Below are 18833 nucleotides of genomic sequence, written 5' to 3' on the forward strand. Positions count from 1 at the left end.
TGCTCAGGCGGCCAGCAGTTGCTTGCGGTCGACGCGCTCCTGCTGCGGCGAGCGGGCGTAGAGTTCGCGGTAGCATTTGGAGAAATGCGAGGCCGAGACGAAGCCGCAGGCGACCGCCACCTCGACCACTGGCATCGAGGACTGGATCAGCAGGTGCCGAGCGCGGTCGAGTCGGATTTCGAGATAATAGCGGGCGGGGGAGCGGCCCATCTCGGTGCGGAACAGCCGCTCGATCTGGCGGCGCGACAGGTCGACATGATCGGCGATCTCGATCAGTGACAGCGGCTCCGACAGATTGCCCTCCATCAGTTCGATGATGGTCAGCACTTTCGAGTTCTGGACGCCGAGGCGGGCGCGCAGCGGCAGGCGCTGGCGGTCGGTGGGGCTGCGCACGCGGTCGGTCAGCACCTGCTCGCAGACGCGGTTGACGAGGTTCTCGTCAAAGTCGTCGCCGATCAGCTTCAGCATCATGTCGAGTGCGGCGGTGCCACCGGCGCAGGTGTAGATGTTCTGGTCGATCTCGAAGAGGTCGGCAAAGACATTGGCCTTCGGGAACGCCTCGGAAAAGCCCGGCAGGTTCTCCCAGTGGATGGCACAGCGCTTGTTGGACAACAGGCCGGCGGCGGCGAGGATATGCGCGCCGGTGCACAGGCCGCCAACGGCGACGCCGCGATTGTATTCCTCGCGCAGCCAGGCGAAGGCGGACTTGTTTTGGTAGCGCTCGACATTGATGCCGCTGCAGACGATGGCCATGTTCGGCCGATCGGGGCCTGCCATCTTCTTGCGTTCATCCTCGAGCGACGTGTTGACCGCGCATTCGACTCCGTTCGAGGCGCGCACCGGCTTGCCGTCGATGCTGGCGAGGCGCCATCGATAGGCCTCGTAGCCGAGCATGCGATTGGCCGAGCGCAGCGGGTCGAGCGCGGTCGCAAAGGCGATCATGGTGAAATCGGGAATAAGGAAGAATACAAACGACCGCTTGATCGGATGCTTTACGGCGTTCAAGGGAACCTCACACAGCCATGGCGCGAACAGGATGTCGCGAATAGCATAGCGACATCAGGAAAAACCATGTCTGTCAATCGGCTACGCCGCTACGACAAGATTAAATTTGCGACATGGGTCGCAAATGGGCAATCGGCGTGCAGCGGGGCCCGGAAGTGGCACGAACTGTTCAAGGGACAGGCAGCGTACAGCCTGTGCGCAGAACAAAAACGCCGCTCTGGCTGGAGCCAGGCGGCGTTGCAGTTTTAAAGCAGCGGCAGGGATGCGCTGCCTGGAAAATCTTCAGGCGACGAAGCCGAGGCGCGCCGCATTCATGGCGCCAGTCTGGCCGGGCATGGTGTTGGCGAGACGCTGACGCTCGAGAGCGGTGGTCAGGTTCATTTCGCGGCGGGCAAAGAGGCGGGCAAAAAGCTTCATAATCATCTCCATTCGGTTGCTCAGACGGGTCGCCTTCGCTTGATGGAGTGGGGCAGCTCGTTTGCTGGCGCTGATATAGGCTTGTGTAAGCAGAAACTAAATCGCAAAAGCGAACCGCTTGATATGAAATGCGACATCGATTGCGACAGATTTGGGCAAGGTGCCCAAAATTTACGATCATTTACAAGGCATTAAGTGAAAACAGGAGCTGCTATGCGGCTTTCTCATATGCGTCATGCGTTGGTGACATGGCTCCAAAACTCATTTGAATACAAATAAAATAGAGAAGGCCTGCCGGGCGGTTCGCGCGGCAGGCCTTCAGCACATAGTACACACGATCTACTTTGCTCCAGCCCAGGATCCGATGCCATTGCGAGTACCGGTCTTGGTGTCGGAAGCCTCAGGCCAGCCGATATCCTTCTGCAGTTCGATCGGCAAGGAACGGATGGCGCGCTCGGTCTGGTAGCGGGCGCGTGCCGCGCTGAATTCGGTCGCGATGCGACCAAGAGACGACAGGATAGACATTTCTTTCTCCTTTGGTGGCTGGCGGGTGCCAGACAGCGCGTTGGTTACGTCGGGTTTGTTTCAACTTCATTTCGTGTCGAATGCAGGTCTGTGTCGGGTCGTTTCATGGCTGCTTGTGGCAGCTGCCTCATTCGATGGAGTTGACTATCCTCCCAATCTGATGTTCAATCAAACGAAATGGAATGATGTTTTGTATCAGAAAAATTGAAGGTCGGTTGCCATGAACGCCCCGCTCAATCATCCGCTGCCACTGCTCGATCTCGACGTTTTGCGCACTTTCGTGGCGATTGCCGAGACCGGCAGCTTCACCACCGCCGCCAATGCCGTCTTTCGCACGCCGTCGGCCGTCTCCATGCAGATCAAGAAGCTGGAGGACATTCTCGGCCGCTCCGTGTTCGCGCGCGACGCCCGCTCGGTGTCGCTGACCACGGACGGCGAGATGCTGCTCGGCTATGCCCGCCGGCTGCTGTCGATCAACCGCGAGGTGGTGTCGAAGTTCATCATTCCCGAGATTGTCGGTGTCGTGCGGCTTGGTTCGCCGGACGATTACGGCGAGCGCGTGCTGCCGCATGTGCTGAAGCGTTTCGCGCAGTCGCATCCGTCGATCGCCGTCGACGTCACCATCGACCAGAGCAGCAATCTGCGCCGGCGCATGGACGACCGGGCGCTCGACATCACGCTGCTGACCAATTCCTACAAGACCAGCGCGCTCGGCGCCGAGGTGCTGCTGACCGAGCCGATTGTCTGGGCCGGCGCCAAGGGTGGCTGCGCGCATCTGCGCGAGCCCTTGCCGGTGTCGCTTTGGGAAGAGGGCTGCGCCTGGCGCGCCGGAGCGCTCGATGCGCTTGGCCGCGAGGGCCGCAACTACCGCATCGCCTATATGAGCGCGCACACGGCCGGCCAGCGCGCCGCGATCATGTCCGATCTCGCCGTGGCGCCGCTGCCGAAGTCGTTTCTCGGCAACGACATGGTCGAACTCTGCCCGAAGGACGGCATGCCCGACATCGGCACCTACAATCTGGCGATGGTGGTGGCGCCGGACGCCAGCGCGCCGGTCAAGGCCGTCGCCGACCACATCCGCGCGACCTTCGAAGTGTTCCGGGAAACCGGCAAGTTCTGACCGGCTGGTAAGGACGACAATATAGAGCTACTCCGCCGCTTCGGCGGGGCGCTGTTCAGGCCTTAGTCTCGTGTCTTGCACGATCCGGCTCTCCCCGAGAAATTCGACGATGCGCTCGCGGGCGCGCCGGGCCTCCGGCATGTCGATCAGCGGCCAGACGTGGAACATGCCTTCCTCATAGACAAGATCGATTTCAACGCCGGCGGCGCGGGCTTTTTCCGCGAAGATCAGATTGTCGGGCGTCAAAAGATCGCGCGAGCCAGTCAAAAGCAGTGTTCTTGGCAGCACTGACAGATCTCCATAGACCGGGCTGATATGCCAGTCGCTGGGATCGATGCCGGCACTGTACAGACGAATCGCCTCTCGTCCGCCAGCTATGCCCAGCCAGGGGTCGTTGCGTTCCGCCTCGAACACTGCGGGATTGGTGAGCGACACGTCGAGACCCGGCGAAATGAGCACATGTCGTGACGGCAGGGACAGTCCTTCTTCGGCGGCCATCATGGTCAGCACCACAGCCATGTTGCCGCCGGCGGAATCGCCCATGAAGACGATGTCCTCGGCCCCCGTCTCGGCGAGCATCTGCCGGTAAACATCGCCAACCATCCCGAACATGGCGTGGAAATCATGTTCGGGGGCGATTGGATAGATCGGCACCGTGATTGCGTAGCCCAACCGATCCGCCATGTCGGCAATCAAGTGCCAATGATAGGGCGTGATTTCAAAGACATAGGCGCCGCCGTGCAAGTAGAGAATCCGCTTCTGTTCGCCGGACTTGGGTGGGATTTCGTATACGGGGAAGCCATCGACCGTATGCATCTCGATGTCGAGACGCTGGTGTAGCGAGGCGGGCGGCCGGTGGTTCTCGGTCTTGCGCGCGGCCGCGATCCAGCGCTGCAGATTTTCCGGACTGGCAAATGCCTGCTTACGGCTGTGCCGCAAGACAAAAGACACGACATGGCTTTTCAAACTTGGCATGCGAATACACGAACTTCGGCCAAAGCCGACTAAGAGAACCCCCCTAAATCGAAAGATTGTGCCGTGGCTGAAAATGTCAAGATTTGCGCCCGCGTCTACACGGCGGTTTGATCCGCGCCGCAGTGGTCAGCGACGCGGTAAAAGTGCGGCTCGCAGCCGGTTGCTGGTGGTCGCCGGAGACATGCGAGGTCCCCGGCGCATGCCGAGCAATTTGCATTTGTCGGCGAAGGTCATCAGCGCGCGGCGCTCCAGATAGCGCTGCTGAGGGATGCCCTTTCACTGGATCGCGGCGACACCGGCCAGCCGATGTCCTTCTGGATCTCAGGTGGCAGGCTGTTCAGCAGGCGCCGCGCCTTGCTGCGGTCATGGGCTTGTCTGATGGCGGTGCCATAGCGGCTCAGGCTTTCGAGCATTGACATCGTTGTCTCCCCTGGAGCGTTGCAGCGGCTGAAAGATATTTCCTGCCTGCCGTTCGATGCCGGTTGAATGCGCCTGCCATGTATCTGGCGAATTTCACGAAAACAGCGTTTTGGTTTCCGGATCAGACGATCCGGAAACATTTGCATGCAAATGAGTTTCGAAAGGTGTTGGCGGGGGCGGGCCGCTTATTCCCGTCCACGCCTCCGCCCCTCGTGGCCTTCGCGCGAACGCCGGCGCGGAGCGGCGTCGCCGGCAACGCCATCCTCGCTGACCGTCTTGCGCGGCGGCAGTTTCACCGCTGCCGACAGTTTCGGGAACGGATCGACCTTGTTGGGCAGCGCCATGGCGTAGACGAAATGCTCCTGGAATTTCGGTTCCAGCGCCGTCTCGATCTTCTCGATCTTGCTGACCGTGTCCTCGATCTCGCGGCGGTAGCCGCGATTGAGCAGCGCCATGCGCGCGCCGGCACCGGCGGCGTTGCCGACCGCCGAGACCTTGTCGAGGTCGCAATCCGGGATCAGGCCCAGCACCATGGCGTATTTCGGATCGATGAAGGAGCCGAAGGCGCCGGCGAAATGGATGCGGTCGACATGCCCGGTGTTCTGCTTTTCCATCAACAGCTTGGTGCCGGCATAAAGCGCTGCCTTGGCAAGCTGGATGGCGCGCACATCGGTCTGGGTGATGGTGATCTTCGGCCCATCTTCCGTCAATGCGGCGGAGCCGTCCTTCAGCACATAGGAGAAGGTGCGGCCGTTGGCCGTAACGCGTGGCGAGCGCGCCGAAAGCCCGCCGTCGATGACGCCGTCCTCGGAAATGATGCCGGCGAGATACATCTCCGCCACCACTTCGATGATGCCGGAGCCGCAGATGCCGGTGACGCCGGTCGCCTGGACGCTTTCCAGGAAGCCCGGCTCGTCGGACCACAGTTCAGAGCCGATGACGCGGTATTTTGGTTCAAGCGTATCGGGATCGATGCGCACGCGCTCGATGGCGCCGGGCGCTGCTCGCTGACCGCCGGAGATTTCGGCGCCCTCGAAGGCAGGGCCGGTGGGCGAGGAGGCCGCAACCACCCGCTGGCGATTGCCGAGCACGATCTCGGCATTGGTGCCGACATCGACGATCAGCATCATCTCGTCCTGGCGATGCGGGCCTTCCGACAGCGTCACTGCCGCCGCATCCGCACCGACATGGCCGGCGATGCAAGGCAGCATATAGAGCCTGGCGCCCTGGTTGAGCTTGAGGCCGATGTCGGATGCCTTGATGTGCACCGCGCCCGAAACGGCGAGCGCGAAGGGGGCACCGCCAAGCTCGGTCGGATCGATGCCGAGGAACAGATGGTGCATGATCGGATTGCCGACGAAGACGCTGTCCAGGATGTCGTTGCGCTGGACATTGCCTTCGGCGCAGACCTTGTCGACGAGACCCGAGATGGCCTCACGCACGGCGACCGTCATGCCCTCGCGGCCGTCCGGGTTCATCATCACATAGGAGACGCGGCTCATCAGATCCTCGCCGAAGCGGATCTGCGGGTTCGAGGTGCCCGACGAGGCGGCGACGCGGCCCGACAGCAGCGACACGAGATGCATGGCGATGGTGGTCGAGCCGATATCGCAGGCCAGCCCATAGGCTTCGTTCTTGAGGCCGGGCCAAAGTGCTACGACGCGCGCTGTCTCAGAGTCGGCATCCTTGTAGATGGCGGCGGTCGCGGTCCAGTTGCCCTTGCGCAGGATGCCTTGCACCTGCGGCAGCAGATAAAAATCGAAATCGAGGCTTTTCAAACCCCAATCGTGCATCAGCGCGATCTTCAGCCGGTCGAGATCACCAAGCGGCTTGTGCATGTCGGGTTCTTCGATCTCGACATAGCACATGCGGATCGCCGCATCGCGGGCGATGACCCTGGTGTCGGCATCCTTGCGGATGGTCTGCGCGTTGATGACCGTATCCTGCGGCACGTCGATGACGAGGTCGCCGAGGATTTGCGCCGAGCAGGAGAGGCGACGCCGTTCGGGTAGGCCGCGGACGCGCTCATAGCGCTCTTCCTTGGCGCCCTTGGGCGTGATGTGGTCGTTGGAGGAGGTGATCTTGTGCTTGGCGAAATTGCCTTCCTGCACTTCGATCTGGCAACGCCCGCAAGTGGCGCGTCCGCCGCACACACTTTCGACATAGACGCCGAGCTGGCGCGCGGCGTCTAGCACGGGTGTTCCAACAGGAAACCGCCCGCGCTTGCCCGACGGCATGAACAGCACGAGCGGGTCGGTGATGTTTGCAGGTGAATTCACGATTGCGCGCTTATCCTCGGCCCATCCGGGCTTCACGGCCGCCACGGCGGCGACCCCCATTGCCGGCGCCGTCGCCCGGCGCATTGACTTGCGTCGGGGCGGCAACGGCCTGGCCGCCTTCGGCCGGCTTATAATCCTTGTAGGTGCGGATCCAGTTGGTGCAGTTCTCGTCGGTGCCGTTCAGCACATTGGCGCCGCGCACGGCTTCCATTTCCTGCGGGCGCACCGGGTTCATGATGGCTGAGGTCATCCCGGCGCCGATCACCATCGGGATGAAGGCGGCGTTGATGCCGTGGCGATGCGGCAGGCCGAAAGAGATGTTGGACAGGCCGCAGGTGGTGTTGACCTTGAGCTCTTCACGCAGGCGACGCAGCAGCGCGAAGACCTGGCGGCCGGCATCGCCCAGCGCGCCGATCGGCATGACCAGCGGGTCGACGACGACGTCATGCGCCGGAATGCCGAAATCGGCGCAGCGCTCGACGATCTTCTTGGCGACGGCGAAACGCACGTCCGGGTCCATCGAAATGCCGGTTTCGTCGTTGGAGATGGCGACGACCGGCACGTTGTACTTCTTGACCAGCGGCAGGATGGCTTCGAGCTTTTCTTCCTCGCCGGTGACGGAGTTGACCAGCGGGCGGCCCTTGGCAACCTTGAGTGCGGCTTCGATCGCGGCGGTGACGGAACTGTCGATTGACAGCGGCAGGTCGACCAGCCCTTGCACGATCTCCAGCGTCTGCACCAAAAGGCCGGGTTCGGTCTCGTTCGGATTGACCGAGGTGACGCCGGCATTGACGTCGAGCATGGTGGCGCCACAGGCTGCCTGCTCCAATGCGTCCCTGATGACGGTCTCGAAATTGCCCGCGATCATCTCGGCGGCCAGCTTCTTGCGGCCGGTCGGGTTGATGCGTTCGCCGATCACGCAGAACGGCTGGTCGAAGCCGATGATGATTTCTCGTGTCGCCGAAGCGACGATGGTACGGGTCATAAATTCTCTCCGCCGTGATATAAAGATTTCTTTATATCGTTGTCTGGTTTCGTTCAAGCGAATGGGTGGCCGTCCGCGCCGTCAGTGCGCGGTCTTCACCATGTCCACCTGCGTTTCGGTAATGTCGTCGTGCAAGATGCTGTCGAGCCGGTCGGCGACAAGCTGATCGTCGCGGCGGATCTCACGTTTCCATGGCTGGCGGCCCTTCAGCACGCCCGATTCATCGACGATCTCGGCAACATATTCTTCCTGTCGGTAGGCCATCACGTGAACGCCGGAAACACCTGATATTTCCTTCACCTCGTTGATGATGTCGATGCAGAGCTGCTTGCCCTCCTTCTTCTGGTCCTGGGCGCCTTCCAGCCGCTTGATGACAGAATCGGGAATATGGATGCCCGGCACGTTCGAGCGGATCCACTTGGCCGTCTTGGCCGAGGCGAGCGGCCCGACGCCAACCAGGATGAAGCATTTTTCGGTATAGCCGAGGTCGCGCACCTTTTGCATGTAGGTGCGGAACATGGGCACGTCGAAGCAATACTGGCTCTGTACGAATTGCGCGCCGGCGGCGATCTTCTTGCCCAGCCGGTGCGGGCGGAAGTCGATCGGCGGCGCGAACGGATTGATCGCAGCACCCAGGAAAAGCTGCGGCGGCGTCGTCAGCTTGCGGCCGGACAGGAACTTGCCGTTGTCGCGCATGATGCGGCAGGTTTCCAGGAGCGACATGCAGTCGAGATCGAACACCGGCTTGGCGCCGGGCTGGTCTCCGGCCTGCACGCCGTCACCTGTCAGGCACAGCATGTTGGCGACGCCCATCGCAGCCCCGCCCAGTACGTCGCCCTGGATGGCGATGCGGTTCTTGTCGCGGCAGGCGATCTGCATGATCGGCGCATAGCCCATGCGGGTCAAAAGTGCGCAGATGCCGACCGAGGACATGTGGCAGTTGGCGCCCGATGCATCGACGGCGTTGATGGCGTCGACCCAGCCGTCAAAGATTTTCGCCCTGTTGTAGACGTCTTCCGGATCGGCGCTGTCGGGCGGGTTGAGCTCCGTCGTCACAGCGAACTCGCCGCGCCGCAGTACGCGCTCCAGCCGACCGCGCGAAGTGTGGCCGGGCAGGGGTTCGAGCGGCAGGTGGATGCCGGCCGGGTTTTCGTCGCGCTGGCGGCCGATCATGCCGACGCCCCGGTGCTGGCCGCCTCATTCTTGGCGGCAGCGGCGGCTTCGCGCGCGGTGGCCGCCTGCGCGGTCACCCGCAGCCAGGCCGAGGTTTCACGCAGCGACTGGTCGACCGGCTTCTGCACGGTCAGGATCCTGTCGCTGTGCACCATGTTCTGCGAGCCTTCCCAGGCCTTGACCCAGACGCAGGGCATATCGGGCTCGACCTCGCAATTGCCGTTGGCGCGGACACCGCCGCAAGGGCCGTTGCGCAATTGCTTGGGGCAGTTCATCGGGCAAGACATGCCTGTCGAGGACAAGATGCACTGGCCGCACATGCGGCAGTCGAACATGAAGCCCTTGACGCGCTTCTCGACAAATTTGATCGGCCCTTCGACACGGCCATAGCCTATGCCTTTCCATAAGGGATGGAGGAGCAGGAACATGTCGGCGAATTTGGCGTAGAACCATTCGAGTAATCGCGAGTGCCGCACCGACCATAATCTGACCGCGAAGGAACGCTGCACGCGCCGCTGCGGCGATACGTCGGCCGGCTTGTAGTCGGATTTCGGCGCTGCCTTCTTGACCAGAGTGGCCTGGGTAACAGCCGGCCTCTCCTTGGCAGGAATGGTTTCAGACATTTTCTTTGCCGCCCGCCTTGACCAGAGCGACCAGCCGCTCGCGGTCATATCTCGTGTCGATGTCGTTGAATGCCTTCTCGACTTCGGCTTCGAGGTCGTCGCCGACCGGAATGGGATCGGCTTTGCGCCATTCGGCCAGATAGTCGTCTGTACCGCCGGCGCCGGTGCGCATGGCGCACATGTCGATCGCCTCGGTAAAGCGCAGCGGCAGTTCGCGCTTGGCGTTCTGCCGGCCCTTCTTGACGATCACCTGGGCAGGGATGTCGCGCCAGTAGACGACGATCAGATCGGCCATGAATTCTCACTCCTCGAACTATCGAGCATTGCCGCAAGCGCAGTGGTGCCGCTTGTTATGGGACGACGCGCGCGCATTCAAAAGCGACGCATATCGATGTCGTAAAATGAAAGGTGGGTTTATTCGTTTGCGGCGTGTGCCGGCGCCCGGTCCAGCGCGTCGGAAACGCTGGCGCGCAGTATGCCGTCCAGGACGAAAAACGCGCTACCAGATGCCAGTTCTGAGGCCCGTCCAGACGTAGAACCAGATCGTCGGATGATACCAGAGTTTCGAAGGCAGGCCGGGATCGATCGTCGTGAGTTTTCCAGCCAGTGCATCGCTGACAGCCTCGACGCAGATGTCGCGCGAGAACGCCGTCTGGCGTAGCGCGTGACTTGAGATGGTGTCGCCTTTTTTCGATCTGCCGCGCGCCTGCTTCAGCACGCCACCAGTGTCGACGCCAGCGTCGACGAGGTGGACAGTCGTGCCGAAATTCTGCACATCGCCTGATACCAGAGCCCAATAGCCGCCATTCATGCCGCGATATTTCGGCGTGATGCCCGCATGGTAGTTGAGCACCGGGCAGGGCATTTTGCTCAGCATCTCAGCCGAGATTAGTCGGCAACCGTTGAGCAGCACAACGCCTGGCCGGATCTTCTGGATCGCCTGCAGGCACTCAAGCCCATTGGCCGAGGCTACCGGGATGATCTCCTGGCCTGGTCGCGGCTCAACCTCCAGCTTCTCCTCGGCAATCAGTCGCGCGCTATGGCCGGCCAGGAATCGCTTGCCCAACCTACTCAGTACCATCGTGCCAAGCTGGCCGATGGCGGAAATCCAGCCTTGGCGGCGAGCCCGGCCACGCAGCAATTGCTTTTTGGATTCAGGCGTTTCGAGGACGACGCTGACAGGACCTACGCGGTCGGCGATCGCATTGATCATAGCCCAGACATGCTGGCCGCCTCCGGTGACGACCACGATCGGACGCGTATTGGATTCTGATGCTGCCATGGATCTTGCCCCCTCCAAGCAACCGTTCTCGACAATAGACGGGATGCTAGGGTGTCCGGGTTAATCCTTGGTGATCAGCTCTTCGATACACAGTCAGCGCTTGAATTCGATGATATCGAGCTTCGATTCATAGTAGGGCGCCGGAAATTCGATGCGCCATTCCTTGGCGCTGTTGCGGAAGGCGTAGCCGACCTGGTCGGTTTGCGGACCGCTGCCATAGGGCTTTGCCGGATCGCTGTTGACATAGAAGGAGCCGAGATAGATCGCGCGTTTCTCGCCATCGTCGAAGAAACGGCCCCTGGTGCGCTGCGAGCCGCTGATCTTCTCCAGCCGCCAGCCGGAACCGTCATCGGTCACCTTGCACTTGAACCAGCCATAGATGACGAGCGGCAAAGGTCCGCCGGCCTTGATGGTGCGGCACTGCCAGTTGCCGGTCAGGTCCTTGTCGGAAAAGGCCACCAGCGGCTTTGCCAACAGGGCATCGAGTTGCTTGACCTCGGCCGGGTTGCCTGTCTTCGCCTCGGCAAGGGCTGCCTTGCGGGTCTCGCCATATTTGTCGAGCCGCGTCTTGTCGGCCGGGGTGATGAGTTTCTGTATCTCGCCGTCGGCATGGGCGGGCAGGGCCAAACAGAGGAGGCCGAGTGCAGCTATCAAGAGGCGAGGGGTCATCAGTGCGTTTCCATGGCTGGCAGTCTGTTTGCTTGTGGCGCACACCTTACCCGTCCACGGCGGCCTGTCATCTAGCCTTGAGTCATCGCGGGGCAAGAATTGCTTCAGGCGCCTGCAGCCGCCTGCGCCATCCCGGCCGTCAGGTCGCCATAACCGGTGGCGCGGCGTTCATAGACGAGACCGAGCATTCTGGCGGCTTTTTCGGCGACCTTGTCGAGTTCCGGATCGTTGGTCTGGGCGAGGTAGATCAGCTTCTCGTAATTGCCGAAATAGTCCTTGATCAACTCCGGGTGCTTGTCGAGGCCGAGCGGTTTCATGAAGAAAGCGTCGAACTGCCGGCAGAGGAAGTCGGTCATGTAGAACGACATCATGTCGTCGTCTGCGACTTTCGCATAGGCCTCCATGCCCTGGTAGAAGGCGAAGCAATGCGGGCCGGCCATGCGCTCGACGCCATGCTTCTCGCAGATGCGGTCGAGCAGACCGCCGGTGCCGCAATCGGCATAGCCGACGAAGATGTTGCTGTAGCCTTCCGTCTTGGCTTTTTCGATTGCCTTGTCCATGGCCGGTGCGATGCGGTCCGGGTAGAAATGGAATTCCGCCGGCAGGCAGGTCAGGTCGAGGTGATCCAGCCCGAGCTGTTCCTTGACGGCCAGAACTTCGCGCGCAATCATCCCGCAGGCGATGACGAGCAGCCTGTCGTCTTGATTCGGTTTCGTTTTTTGCGTCTTGGCCATGGAACCAGTCGAGCGGCCTTCGTTGTTGTGGCGCTAATTTATCTGTTGAGGGAGACACCGTCCATGAAACTGCTGCGCATCACGCCGATTGCCATCCTGGCCTGCGCCTTGGCCCTTGCGGCCTGCGCGAACACCGTCCGTGGCGTCGGCAGGGATGTCAAATCGACGGCCAAGGCGGTCGAGGACACCGTCACCAAGCCCTGATCCGCACGCGGCCACCTCATCATCTGGTAACAAAAAAGCCGCGCTGCAAGGGCGCGGCTTCTCCTGTCGTCCAGGCCGAATTGGCCAATCAGGCCGAAGCGCGCACATTGTGCTTGCGCTTCATGAAGTCCTTGGCGGTCTCGACCGCCACCGCCGCGTCGCGGCAATAGGCATCGGCGCCGACGGCCTTGCCGAATTCCTCGTTCAGCGGTGCGCCGCCGACCAGCACGACATAATCGTCGCGGATGCCCTTTTCCTTCATCGTGTCGATGACGACCTTCATATAGGGCATGGTCGTGGTCAGCAGTGCGGACATGCCGATGATGTCGGGCTGGTGCTGTTCGATCGCATCGAGATATTTCTCGACCGCATTGTTGATGCCGAGATCGATGACGTCGAAGCCAGCGCCCTCCATCATCATGCCGACAAGGTTCTTGCCGATATCGTGGATGTCGCCCTTGACGGTGCCGATGACCATCTTGCCTTGCTTGGGCGCGCCGGTGGCGGCGAGCAGCGGGCGCAGGATGAACATGCCCGCCTTCATCGCATTGGCGGAAAGCAGCACTTCCGGCACGAACAGGATGCCGTCGCGAAAATCCTCGCCGACGATGCGCATGCCTTCGACCAGCGCCTCGGTCAGCACCTTGTAAGGCGCCCAGCCGCGCTCGAGCAGGATGTTGGTGCCTTCTTCGATCTCTTCCTTCAGCCCGTCATAGAGATCGTCGTGCATCTGCTGCACCAACTCGTCGTCGGAAAGTTCGGAAAGGATGATCTCGTCGTCGGACATTTGTATCGAGCTCCTGCCGGCATCGCGACCATGTCGCAAGGCACATATCTTCGCGTTCATACCTAACCCGCTGAGGGCATGTATCCATAGCTGATTTGCGACTTCCCGCAAAAGGAAAGCGACCGTAACTCTCTTGGAATTCTTGTCGATTTTGCGACAGGCGTTGGCGCTGGCGGGCCGTTTCGAATAGGGTGCATGGCTACGATCTGGCAAGAAGCGGCGAGAGCAGCCGCTATGGATTCCAGGCAAGAACAGATTCAGGGAAGAACACCATGAGCGAACACGCGGCAGTCGATCAGGAAGCGTCAAACGCGCGACGTGGGCGCGGCGCCAGCGGCGGGGCTGCTGCCCGGCGGGCCGCGCGTTCGGGCGGAGGCCCGGGCACGCAGCTCACCTACATCAAGCGCAAGATCAACGTTTACGAGGTGCTGGACGAGGAAGGCCTGGCGCTGATCGAGAAGAACACCGACACGGTTCTCGAGGAGATCGGCATCATCTTTCGCGACGATGCAGAAGCGCTGCAACTGTGGAAAGAGGCCGGCGCCGACGTCAAGGGCGAGCGCGTGCATTTCCCGAAGGGGCTGTGCCGTTCGGTGCTCAAGACCGCACCGTCCGTCTACACCCAGCACGCCCGCAATTCCGAGCGTTCGGTGCAGATTGGTGGCAATGCCACCGTGTTCGCGCCGGTCTATGGCCCGCCCTTCGTGCGTGACCTCGACGGTGTCAGGCGCTACGCGACGATCGAGGATTTCCAGAATTTCGTTAAGCTCGCCTATATGGCGCCGTCGATCCACCATTCGGGCGGCACGGTATGCGAGCCGGTCGATGTGCCGGTCAACAAGCGCCACCTCGACATGATCTACAGCCACATCAAATATTCCGATAAGCCGTTTATGGGCTCGGTGACCGCGCCGGAACGCGCCGAGGACACCGTCGCCATGGCCAAGATCGTGTTCGGCGACGATTTCGTCGAGAACAACACGGTGCTGACCAGCCTGATCAACGCAAACTCGCCGATGGTGTTCGACGAGACCATGCTCGGTGCGCTGAAGGTCTATGCGCGCCACAACCAGGCCTGCATCGTCACGCCGTTCATCCTCGCCGGCGCGATGAGCCCGGTGACGGTTGCCGGCACGCTGACGCAGGTTCTGGCCGAAGTGCTGGCCGGCGCGTCGTTCACGCAGCTCATCCGGCCAGGCGCGCCGGTGCTGTTCGGCACCTTCGCCTCGTCGATTTCGATGCAGTCCGGGGCGCCGACCTTCGGCACGCCGGAGCCGTCGCTGGTGTCTTATGGCGCCGCACAGCTGGCGCGCCGTCTCGGCCTGCCGTTCCGCACCGGCGGCTCGCTCTGCGCGTCCAAGGTTCCGGATGCACAAGCGGCTTATGAAAGCGCCAACACGCTGAACTCGACCATCCTGGCCGGCACCAATTTCGTGCTGCACTCGGCCGGCTGGCTCGAGGGCGGGCTGGCCTCCTGCTACGAAAAGTTCATGATGGACATCGACCAGCTCGGCATGACGCAGAAATTCTCCGAAGGCGTCGACCTGTCGGAAAACGGCCAGGCGATGGACGCCATCCGCCAGGTCGGGCCGGGCAGCCACTATCTCGGCTGCGACCACACCCAGGCCAACTTCCAGACCGCCTTCTACCGCTCCAACATCGCCGACAACAATTCCTACGAGCAGTGGCTGGCCGAAGGCGAGAAGACCGCGCCGCAGCGCGCCAACGAACTCGCCCGCCGCTGGCTGGAAAGCTATGAGGCGCCGCATCTCGATCCGAGCATCGACGAAGCGTTGAAGGACTTCATCGCCAAGAAGAAGGGGTCGATGCCCGACGCCTTCACTTGAAAGGAGCCCGAGTCAGGCGGGGCTAAAGTCGCCAACATCATCCACAAGGAAGTCTGGCGGAGCGCGTTCTCCGATCCGGACAAGAAGGGATGATTACGCCCGCCGGCAGCGTTGACCGCATTGCTGCGGCGCTTCTCGCCAACGGCCTTGTTCTTCGCGGCGGCTTCAATTTTACGCCAAGCGATGCGCCGCCAACGGGATCATCGGGTGCGCCGGCAGCGGCCGTCCTGCTGGTGGGGCAGGCGGGCGCGGCATCCTGGCCGCATTTCCTGCGTTGGTGGGAGCAACAGCCACAGGCAATCGCCAATCCGCTCGACACATGGTCGCGCGAAGTGATCGGCGCCGTGGCGCAGGATTTTGGCGCACGGGCGATTTCTCCGTCGGACAAGCCCTATCTGCCGTTCCAGCAATGGGCGATGCGGGCGGAGGGGCTGAAACCGTCGCCGCTCGGCATCCTCATGCATCCGCGCTACGGGCTATGGCATGCCTACCGCGGTGCGCTGCTGTTTGACGACGAAATTCCAGTTCAAGTTGCCGAGGCAGCGCCCCACCTTTGCGATAGCTGCGCCGAGAAACCCTGCCTGAAATCCTGCCCGGTCGACGCCTATTCCGTGCAAGGATTCGCTTATCAATCCTGCCTGGCGCATGTGGGGGGAGCGAATGGCGAACCCTGCCGCAGCGGCGGTTGCCTCGATCGCAATGCGTGCCCCTATGGCACGGGGTATCGCTATCCGCCGGAGGTCCAGGCCTTTCACATGGCGAGCTTCGCACGAGCCACCAGCTGATCCGTTCCCATTGCATGGTGCTCGTTGGCTTCGATGAGCATCTTGACGGCAGCTAGAAGCAGGCCTATTCATCAAGTCATCTGATGACTTATGAATAGGCCTATGCAACCCGCCACCAGAACCAATCTCACCGACAGCGCCACCAGCAGCCTGCGTGCGGAGATCGTCAGCGGCCGCTGGGGCGTCGGCGAGCGCATTCCCAATGAGGCAGCCCTGACCGACCTTCTGTCGGTCAGCCGCGGCACGGTGCGCGAGGCGGTGCGGGTGCTGGTCTCGCAAGGATTGCTGGATACGCGCCAGGGCTCGGGCACATATGTGCGCTCTACCGTCGATGCCTCTGCCGCGCTCGACCGGGTCAAGCGCACCGGCCTGCGCGATCAGTGGGAGGCGCGGGCGGCGCTCGACCTGGAGGCGGCACGGCTCGCCGCCATGCGCCACACGCCAGCCGATCTTGAGACGATGCGGCAACTGCTTGCCGAACGCGGCACCGTCGCGGGCGGCGGAAGCGATGCCTTCATCCGGCGCGATCTCGCTTTCCACAAATCGGTTGTCGCGGCGTCCGGCAACAAAGCGATGATGGAGCTCTACGACTTCTTCACCGCCGCCATCACCGAGACCATCCATGCCACCATCGACGGCGATCTGCCCGAACCGGACCACCAGGCGCATGCGGCAATCGTCGACGCCATTGCCGCGAGCAATCCCGAGCGCGCCGTTGCCGCCGTTCGCGCCTTCATGGCGCCGGTGCTTGCCCAACTTGAAAGACTGCTTTCGCAATGAACCAGAGTTTTCGTCAGCCTGACCCGACGGCGCAATCCGCCGCCATCGAGGGTCTGGAACTCATCGATGCCGAGGCCGACAGCCTGCCCGCGCCGCAGCGGCCTGAACTGCGCAGCCGTGCGGCGCGCATCGTGCTTGGCGCGAGCCTTGTGCTGATCGCCTTCAGCCTGCGGCCGCTGTTTTCCAGCCTGTCGGTACTGCTGCCCGAGGTGATGCAGGCAACCGGACTGTCGACGACGGGCGCCAGCCTGCTGACGACGCTGCCCGTTCTGTGCCTGGGTCTGTTCGCGCCCTTCGCGCCAAGACTTGCCCAGCGCTATGGAGCCGAACGCACTTTGCTCGGGGCGCTCACCTTGCTGGTGCTGGGAACCGGCCTGCGCTGGTTCGGTACGGTTCCCCTGCTGTTTGTCGCCACCTTCCTTGCCGGCGGCGCCATTGCCATCGGCAATGTGCTGCTGCCGGGCCTGGTGAAGCGAGATTTCGCCGACAAGGCCGCCGTCATGACCGGGCTCTACACCATGGCGCTCTGCGCCGGCTCGGCGGCCGCCGCCGGCTTCACACTGCCGATCGAGCATTTTGTCACCGGTTCATGGTCCGGGGCGCTTGCTGCCTGGGCGGTGCCTACACTGGTCGTGCTTTTGATCTGGATTCCGCAGGCGCTGGGCAGCCGTCGGCAGGTCGGTCATCGGGGCTTTCGCGTCGTTGGTCTCTGGCGCGATCGCCTGGCTTGGCAGGTGACGCTGTTCATGGGCCTGCAGTCGGCACTTGCCTATTGCATCTTCGGTTGGCTGGCGCCGATCCTGCGCGAGCGTGGCTTCGATGCGGCCACCGCCGGCGCCATGGTTTCGGTCTCTGTCATGGCGCAGGTCATCACCTGCCTCGCCGTGCCGTCCTTCGCGATGCGGCTGAAAGATCAGCGCGGCATCAATGTGGCGCTCGTTGCCACGGCGGTGATCGCGCTGCTCGGCATTCTGTTCGCACCGACCTCGACCGTGCTGTTCTGGGCGATCCTGCAAGGCATCGGGCAGGGCGGCCTGATCGCGGCTGCCATGAGCCTGATCGTGCTGCGTTCGCCGGATTCGCATGTCGCCGCGCATCTTTCAGGCATGGCGCAAGGCGTCGGCTATGTGCTGGCGGCATTCGGCCCGCTGCTGGTGGGCCTGATCCGCGACTGGACCGGCAGTTTTTCGGGAACGGCGTTCCTGTTCGTCGCGCTCGGGCTTGGCGTAGCCATTATGGGGCTCGGTGCCGGCCGCGCGCTGCATGTCGGTGCGCGGACGGTGCGAGAAGGCTAGCAATAGCGTCACGCAATCCCGCACGAAATTTTGACTGCCATGCTCAGGGAGCGCCTTGCCGTATAGGCTTGCGCGGATATGTATCGCGCATCTGTCGAACGGAGCGAGCGATGACGAAACACGACCTTCAGATCAAGACCAGGGATGGTGTTGCCAATGCCGGGCTTTTCCGCTCGGCAAACGCATCTCCTGCCAAGGCCGGCGTCATTCTCTATCAGGACGCCTTTGGTCCGCGGCCGGCGCTCGACAGTATGGCCGAGCGACTGGCGAATGAAGGCTATGCGGTGCTGGTGCCCGACCTGTTCTACCGCAATGCACCCTACGGGCCGTTCGACGCCAAGACCGCCTTCGCCGAGGAAAAGACCAAAATCCCGCTGATGGCGCTGGTCACCGGCACGACGCAGGACATGACCATCAGCGACAGCGGTGCGTTCCTTGAGGCGCTTGCGGCGGAAGGCATCACTGGGCCGATCGGCACGGTGGGATATTGCATGGGTGGCGGCCGGGCGTTGAATGCCGCCGCTACCTATCCCGACAGGATAAGGGCGGCCGCAAGCTTCCATGGCGGCAATCTCGCCAGCGACGCCGCCGACAGCCCGCATCGCAAGGCAGCCTCGATCAAGGCGCGTGTCTATGTCGGCACATCCGGCGTCGACAGGAGTTTCCCGCCAGAACAGTCGGCGCGGCTGGCCGAGGCGCTCAGGGTTGCGGAAGTAGATCATGTCATCGAGAACTATGCCGGCATGGCGCATGGCTGGTGCGTGCCCGATCACAGCGTTTTCAATGCCGCGGGCGCCGAACGCCACTGGAAGCGCTTGACGACGTTGTTCGCAGAGACGCTGATCTGAGCCTTTGCCTGGCTGTTCTTGCCTGTTGGCTGTCCGCCCCGTTCGCGGTATCAGGCAGCACAAATGCGCTGCGCCGGATG

Annotated in this window: 21 protein-coding genes; 7 read left to right on the forward strand and 14 right to left on the reverse strand. The window is 62.4% G+C overall.

Translation table 11 applies throughout. The features are described from left to right. Positions 1 to 3 precede the first annotated feature (3 nt). The 3 genes from MESCI_RS16900 to MESCI_RS16905 all read right to left on the reverse strand — a co-directional run bounded on the left by MESCI_RS16900 (position 4) and on the right by MESCI_RS16905 (position 1947). Positions 4 to 942 carry a GlxA family transcriptional regulator gene (locus MESCI_RS16900; RefSeq protein ID WP_348625597.1) on the reverse strand — a complete coding sequence of 313 codons (939 nt, stop codon included), beginning with the start codon at positions 940 to 942 and terminating at the stop codon, positions 4 to 6. A gap of 345 nt (positions 943 to 1287) precedes the next feature. Next, positions 1288 to 1422 carry a hypothetical protein gene (locus MESCI_RS33080; protein ID WP_013531161.1) on the reverse strand — a complete coding sequence of 45 codons (135 nt, stop codon included), beginning with the start codon at positions 1420 to 1422 and terminating at the stop codon, positions 1288 to 1290. Between the two features lie 339 nt (positions 1423 to 1761). Beyond that, positions 1762 to 1947 (reverse strand): hypothetical protein, encoded by a 186-nt coding sequence (locus tag MESCI_RS16905; RefSeq protein ID WP_013531162.1) that lies wholly within the window; start codon positions 1945 to 1947, stop codon positions 1762 to 1764. Positions 1948 to 2167: 220 nt separating this feature from the next. On the opposite strand from MESCI_RS16905, the gene MESCI_RS16910 reads away from it, so the two are divergent. Next, positions 2168 to 3067, forward strand: a complete 900-nt coding sequence (locus MESCI_RS16910) for a LysR substrate-binding domain-containing protein (protein ID WP_013531163.1) — start codon at positions 2168 to 2170, stop codon at positions 3065 to 3067. Between the two features lie 27 nt (positions 3068 to 3094). Here MESCI_RS16910 and MESCI_RS16915 read toward each other — a convergent pair whose 3' ends face one another. The 10 genes from MESCI_RS16915 to MESCI_RS16960 all read right to left on the reverse strand — a co-directional run bounded on the left by MESCI_RS16915 (position 3095) and on the right by MESCI_RS16960 (position 12207). Next, positions 3095 to 4042, reverse strand: a complete 948-nt coding sequence (locus MESCI_RS16915; RefSeq protein ID WP_013531164.1) for an alpha/beta hydrolase — start codon at positions 4040 to 4042, stop codon at positions 3095 to 3097. Positions 4043 to 4275: 233 nt separating this feature from the next. Beyond that, positions 4276 to 4461, reverse strand: a complete 186-nt coding sequence (locus MESCI_RS16920) for a hypothetical protein (RefSeq protein ID WP_013531165.1) — start codon at positions 4459 to 4461, stop codon at positions 4276 to 4278. A gap of 186 nt (positions 4462 to 4647) precedes the next feature. Continuing rightward, the gene (locus MESCI_RS16925; RefSeq protein ID WP_013531166.1) at positions 4648 to 6801 is read right to left on the reverse strand and encodes an ASKHA domain-containing protein; all 2154 of its coding nucleotides are present in this window, start codon (positions 6799 to 6801) and stop codon (positions 4648 to 4650) included. Continuing rightward, on the reverse strand, positions 6752 to 7726 hold the full coding sequence (locus tag MESCI_RS16930; RefSeq protein WP_013531167.1) for a methyltetrahydrofolate cobalamin methyltransferase: 975 nt from the start codon (positions 7724 to 7726) through the stop codon (positions 6752 to 6754). The genes MESCI_RS16925 and MESCI_RS16930 overlap by 50 nt, the downstream gene beginning before the upstream one ends. A gap of 81 nt (positions 7727 to 7807) precedes the next feature. Next, positions 7808 to 8899: a methylenetetrahydrofolate reductase gene (locus MESCI_RS16935; RefSeq protein ID WP_013531168.1), complete on the reverse strand. Its 1092-nt coding sequence runs from the start codon at positions 8897 to 8899 to the stop codon at positions 7808 to 7810. Then, positions 8896 to 9522 (reverse strand): methylenetetrahydrofolate reductase C-terminal domain-containing protein, encoded by a 627-nt coding sequence (locus MESCI_RS16940; RefSeq protein ID WP_013531169.1) that lies wholly within the window; start codon positions 9520 to 9522, stop codon positions 8896 to 8898. Before MESCI_RS16940 ends, MESCI_RS16935 begins: the two co-directional genes overlap by 4 nt. Then, the gene (locus tag MESCI_RS16945; RefSeq protein ID WP_013531170.1) at positions 9515 to 9817 is read right to left on the reverse strand and encodes a virulence factor; all 303 of its coding nucleotides are present in this window, start codon (positions 9815 to 9817) and stop codon (positions 9515 to 9517) included. Before MESCI_RS16945 ends, MESCI_RS16940 begins: the two co-directional genes overlap by 8 nt. 204 nt (positions 9818 to 10021) lie before the next feature. Then, positions 10022 to 10804 (reverse strand): formyl transferase, encoded by a 783-nt coding sequence (locus MESCI_RS16950; RefSeq protein WP_013531171.1) that lies wholly within the window; start codon positions 10802 to 10804, stop codon positions 10022 to 10024. Positions 10805 to 10897: 93 nt separating this feature from the next. Continuing rightward, positions 10898 to 11473, reverse strand: coding sequence for a DUF4893 domain-containing protein (locus tag MESCI_RS16955; protein WP_013531172.1), 576 nt, complete (start codon positions 11471 to 11473; stop codon positions 10898 to 10900). 104 nt (positions 11474 to 11577) lie between these two features. After that, a complete protein-coding gene (locus MESCI_RS16960; RefSeq protein ID WP_013531173.1) occupies positions 11578 to 12207 on the reverse strand; it encodes a DUF1638 domain-containing protein in 630 nt (209 codons plus the stop codon). 63 nt (positions 12208 to 12270) lie between these two features. On the opposite strand from MESCI_RS16960, the gene MESCI_RS33265 reads away from it, so the two are divergent. Continuing rightward, on the forward strand, positions 12271 to 12411 hold the full coding sequence (locus MESCI_RS33265) for an entericidin A/B family lipoprotein (RefSeq protein WP_013531174.1): 141 nt from the start codon (positions 12271 to 12273) through the stop codon (positions 12409 to 12411). An 88-nt stretch (positions 12412 to 12499) separates the two neighbouring features. Here the strand turns inward: MESCI_RS33265 and MESCI_RS16970 are convergent, their stop codons facing one another. After that, entirely contained in the window at positions 12500 to 13198 is a 699-nt protein-coding gene (locus tag MESCI_RS16970; protein WP_013531175.1) for a corrinoid protein, read from the reverse strand. Between the two features lie 272 nt (positions 13199 to 13470). Here MESCI_RS16970 and MESCI_RS16975 point away from each other — a divergent pair, with 272 nt between their 5' ends. The 5 genes from MESCI_RS16975 to MESCI_RS16995 all read left to right on the forward strand — a co-directional run bounded on the left by MESCI_RS16975 (position 13471) and on the right by MESCI_RS16995 (position 18753). Then, positions 13471 to 15045: a trimethylamine methyltransferase family protein gene (locus tag MESCI_RS16975; RefSeq protein ID WP_013531176.1), complete on the forward strand. Its 1575-nt coding sequence runs from the start codon at positions 13471 to 13473 to the stop codon at positions 15043 to 15045. Between the two features lie 89 nt (positions 15046 to 15134). After that, positions 15135 to 15830: a 4Fe-4S dicluster domain-containing protein gene (locus MESCI_RS16980; protein ID WP_013531177.1), complete on the forward strand. Its 696-nt coding sequence runs from the start codon at positions 15135 to 15137 to the stop codon at positions 15828 to 15830. A 102-nt stretch (positions 15831 to 15932) separates the two neighbouring features. After that, positions 15933 to 16610 carry a FadR/GntR family transcriptional regulator gene (locus tag MESCI_RS16985; RefSeq protein WP_013531178.1) on the forward strand — a complete coding sequence of 226 codons (678 nt, stop codon included), beginning with the start codon at positions 15933 to 15935 and terminating at the stop codon, positions 16608 to 16610. After that, entirely contained in the window at positions 16607 to 17905 is a 1299-nt protein-coding gene (locus MESCI_RS16990) for a CynX/NimT family MFS transporter (RefSeq protein WP_013531179.1), read from the forward strand. Before MESCI_RS16985 ends, MESCI_RS16990 begins: the two co-directional genes overlap by 4 nt. Before the next feature lie 110 nt (positions 17906 to 18015). Then, on the forward strand, positions 18016 to 18753 hold the full coding sequence (locus MESCI_RS16995; RefSeq protein ID WP_013531180.1) for a dienelactone hydrolase family protein: 738 nt from the start codon (positions 18016 to 18018) through the stop codon (positions 18751 to 18753). Positions 18754 to 18833: the final 80 nt, after the last annotated feature.

Origin of the sequence: Mesorhizobium ciceri biovar biserrulae WSM1271, from assembly GCF_000185905.1 — a bacterium.
GTDB lineage: Bacteria > Pseudomonadota > Alphaproteobacteria > Rhizobiales > Rhizobiaceae > Mesorhizobium > Mesorhizobium ciceri.

Bases quoted from the DNA above. Each gene is read 5' to 3' on its own strand.
- MESCI_RS16900 (WP_348625597.1), bottom strand. From the start codon at position 942: ATGATCGCCTTTGCGACCGCGCTCGACCCGCTGCGCTCGGCCAATCGC.
- MESCI_RS33080 (WP_013531161.1), bottom strand. From the start codon at position 1,422: ATGAAGCTTTTTGCCCGCCTCTTTGCCCGCCGCGAAATGAACCTGACC.
- MESCI_RS16905 (WP_013531162.1), bottom strand. From the start codon at position 1,947: ATGTCTATCCTGTCGTCTCTTGGTCGCATCGCGACCGAATTCAGCGCG.
- MESCI_RS16910 (WP_013531163.1), top strand. From the start codon at position 2,168: ATGAACGCCCCGCTCAATCATCCGCTGCCACTGCTCGATCTCGACGTT.
- MESCI_RS16915 (WP_013531164.1), bottom strand. From the start codon at position 4,042: ATGCCAAGTTTGAAAAGCCATGTCGTGTCTTTTGTCTTGCGGCACAGC.
- MESCI_RS16920 (WP_013531165.1), bottom strand. From the start codon at position 4,461: ATGTCAATGCTCGAAAGCCTGAGCCGCTATGGCACCGCCATCAGACAA.
- MESCI_RS16925 (WP_013531166.1), bottom strand. From the start codon at position 6,801: ATGGGGGTCGCCGCCGTGGCGGCCGTGAAGCCCGGATGGGCCGAGGAT.
- MESCI_RS16930 (WP_013531167.1), bottom strand. From the start codon at position 7,726: ATGACCCGTACCATCGTCGCTTCGGCGACACGAGAAATCATCATCGGC.
- MESCI_RS16935 (WP_013531168.1), bottom strand. From the start codon at position 8,899: ATGATCGGCCGCCAGCGCGACGAAAACCCGGCCGGCATCCACCTGCCG.
- MESCI_RS16940 (WP_013531169.1), bottom strand. From the start codon at position 9,522: ATGTCTGAAACCATTCCTGCCAAGGAGAGGCCGGCTGTTACCCAGGCC.
- MESCI_RS16945 (WP_013531170.1), bottom strand. From the start codon at position 9,817: ATGGCCGATCTGATCGTCGTCTACTGGCGCGACATCCCTGCCCAGGTG.
- MESCI_RS16950 (WP_013531171.1), bottom strand. From the start codon at position 10,804: ATGGCAGCATCAGAATCCAATACGCGTCCGATCGTGGTCGTCACCGGA.
- MESCI_RS16955 (WP_013531172.1), bottom strand. From the start codon at position 11,473: ATGACCCCTCGCCTCTTGATAGCTGCACTCGGCCTCCTCTGTTTGGCC.
- MESCI_RS16960 (WP_013531173.1), bottom strand. From the start codon at position 12,207: ATGGCCAAGACGCAAAAAACGAAACCGAATCAAGACGACAGGCTGCTC.
- MESCI_RS33265 (WP_013531174.1), top strand. From the start codon at position 12,271: ATGAAACTGCTGCGCATCACGCCGATTGCCATCCTGGCCTGCGCCTTG.
- MESCI_RS16970 (WP_013531175.1), bottom strand. From the start codon at position 13,198: ATGTCCGACGACGAGATCATCCTTTCCGAACTTTCCGACGACGAGTTG.
- MESCI_RS16975 (WP_013531176.1), top strand. From the start codon at position 13,471: ATGAGCGAACACGCGGCAGTCGATCAGGAAGCGTCAAACGCGCGACGT.
- MESCI_RS16980 (WP_013531177.1), top strand. From the start codon at position 15,135: ATGATTACGCCCGCCGGCAGCGTTGACCGCATTGCTGCGGCGCTTCTC.
- MESCI_RS16985 (WP_013531178.1), top strand. From the start codon at position 15,933: ATGCAACCCGCCACCAGAACCAATCTCACCGACAGCGCCACCAGCAGC.
- MESCI_RS16990 (WP_013531179.1), top strand. From the start codon at position 16,607: ATGAACCAGAGTTTTCGTCAGCCTGACCCGACGGCGCAATCCGCCGCC.
- MESCI_RS16995 (WP_013531180.1), top strand. From the start codon at position 18,016: ATGACGAAACACGACCTTCAGATCAAGACCAGGGATGGTGTTGCCAAT.